Below are 2,194 nucleotides of genomic sequence, written 5' to 3'. Positions count from 1 at the left end.
CCAGAATTACAGGGAGGTGCGCCTCCTTGTAATCCATTGCAGCGCCACTCGTTACGACCGTGATTTCCCGGTGGAAGCCCTTAGGGCCTCCCACAAGGCCCGGGGATTCGCCGACATCGGCTATCATTTCTACGTCACCCGCGACGGCGAGATACACCGCTGCCGTCCACTGAACCAGATCGGGGCGCACGCCGCCGGCTGGAACGACCAAAGCGTCGGTATCTGCTACGAGGGGGGGCTGGACGAGAGCCTCCAACCCACCGACACCCGTACCTACGCCCAAAAATGCGCCCTCATGGACCTGCTCCGCCAATTGAGGAGGGATTATCCGAAGGCTAAGATCCTAGGCCATTACCAATTAAGCCCCTACATCCGGAAAGCCTGCCCTTGCTTCGACGCACGTAGCGAATACGCTGAGTTATAAGGGGAGGAAGGGGTTATCAATCCAACTGATAAATCTTCAGCTTATTGTAAAGCGTCTTCCGGTCGATGCCCAATAACTGGGCCGCACGGGTCTTATTGTTGCCGCACTCTTGGAGGGCCTTACGGATAAGGTCTCGTTCGTGCTCCACGTTCTTTAGCTGGATGTTGGCGTGCGACAGGAGGTTCTCCGTCAGTTCCTCCGGGAGTTCCTTGCGGGTGATGTATCGGCCGGTCGCCAATAAGGTAGCGTACTTGATGACGTTCTTCATCTGCCGCAGGTTGCCCGGCCAAGAATAGGATTGGAACAATTGCATGGTATCGTTGTCGAAACCGATGATATCTTTCTGGAGCTCGCTATTCGCCAGATCGAGGAAGTGGTTGGCGAACAAGAGCAAATCCTCTTTTCGCTCTTTCAAGTCCGGGATACGGATCGTGAACTCATTGATACGATGGTACAGGTCCTCACGGAAATCTCCTTTCTCGATCGCCTGCCGCAAGTTCTCGTTCGTAGCGGATATCAGACGTACGTTGATGGCGATCTCCTGATTGCTCCCGATCGGCTTCACCTTGCGCTCCTGCAGGGCACGCAATAGCTGGACCTGCACCTCATACGTCAGGTTCCCGATCTCATCCAAGAAGATCGTACCGCCTTGGGCCGCCACGAACGCCCCGGTCTTGTTCTCGATCGCCCCCGTAAAAGAACCTTTCACGTGGCCGAAGAACTCGGAAGCCGCCAATTCCTTGGGGATAGCGCCGCAATCCACGGCGACAAACGGAGCCTTGCTACGATTACTTTGCTCGTGAATCCGACGGGCGATGTACTCCTTACCGGTACCGCTAGCGCCGGTCACCAATACCGACATATCCGTCGGAGCCACCAAACGCACATGCTCATAAAGCTGGCGGGCCGCTTGGCTCTGCCCCTCGATATAAAGATCCGGGGCCGAAGAAACCGGGACTCTCGTCGGAGCCTTCTCCTCCACGTGCGCAAGCTCCCTGATCTTTCCCAGCAACTCATCCGGGTTCAGCGGCTTGGCGATATAATCCGCCGCTCCCAGCTTCATCGCCTGAACCGCCGTTTGTATCTCCGCATAACTGGTCATCATGATAAGGGGTAAGGAAGGATGAGTGCTTTTCAGCCATTTCAATAAGTCGATCCCGTCACTATCCGGCAGGCGTAAATCCGATATAACCAAATCGAACGCTTCCTCCCCCAGCCTCCGTTTAGCGTCGGAGACAGAGGACGAGGATCTTACGACAAACCCTTTCTTACCCAGCCATGTGGTAAGCATCAAGGAAAAAGTTATATCATCTTCAACGATTAGAATCGACAACATACCCACTCAGATTATTTATAGTAACCACAAAGGTAAATAAATAAAACGAATCAAGAAAACATCCACGTAGCTTTACGCCATACTCCCTCGAAAGGACCTTGTTTATGATGGGCCAGCCACCAGTGGCAAAAACCTAGCTGGAGAATGAAAAGAAGGATTCCTACGGCGAAGCTGGCGGTCGTTCCCAGATCGTCATACAGGGATAAACCGTATCCGAAATAGATGAAAGAGCCTACCATCGATTGCGTGAGGTAATTCGTCAAGCTCATTTTCCCGTAAGGCACAAGCCCGTGAAGCACCTTATGCGGCGCCTTCCACTGCCACAAGAAGATAAAGGAGGATACCAATACGCACATGAACGAGAAATTACGCAAGGAAGACACGATCGTGCTCATCGGGCGAAGCTCTTCGGTACGCTCCAGCAAACCGGGTAG

General features: G+C 53.6%; 3 protein-coding genes. 1 reads left to right on the top strand and 2 read right to left on the bottom strand.

Annotation, left to right across the window (positions count from 1 at the left end; translation table 11 throughout):
* On the top strand, nucleotides 1-424 hold a 424-nt coding region (locus QVP94_RS11290), incomplete at its 5' end, for an N-acetylmuramoyl-L-alanine amidase (RefSeq protein WP_288213254.1).
* Between the two features lie 16 nt (nucleotides 425-440).
* Here the strand turns inward: QVP94_RS11290 and QVP94_RS11285 are convergent.
* Nucleotides 441-1,760: a sigma-54-dependent transcriptional regulator gene (locus QVP94_RS11285; RefSeq protein ID WP_022192630.1), complete on the bottom strand. Its 1,320-nt coding sequence runs from the start codon at nucleotides 1,758-1,760 to the stop codon at nucleotides 441-443.
* 50 nt (nucleotides 1,761-1,810) lie between these two features.
* On the bottom strand, nucleotides 1,811-2,194 hold a 384-nt coding region (locus QVP94_RS11280; protein ID WP_288213253.1), incomplete at its 5' end, for a DUF418 domain-containing protein.

This window comes from Parabacteroides sp. CAG:2, from assembly GCF_000436315.1.
GTDB classification, from domain to species: domain Bacteria; phylum Bacteroidota; class Bacteroidia; order Bacteroidales; family Tannerellaceae; genus Parabacteroides; species Parabacteroides distasonis.
This window is presented reverse-complemented; position numbering and strand designations above follow the sequence as displayed.

Bases quoted from the DNA above. Each gene is read 5' to 3' on its own strand.
- QVP94_RS11285 (WP_022192630.1), bottom strand. From the start codon at position 1,760: ATGTTGTCGATTCTAATCGTTGAAGATGATATAACTTTTTCCTTGATG.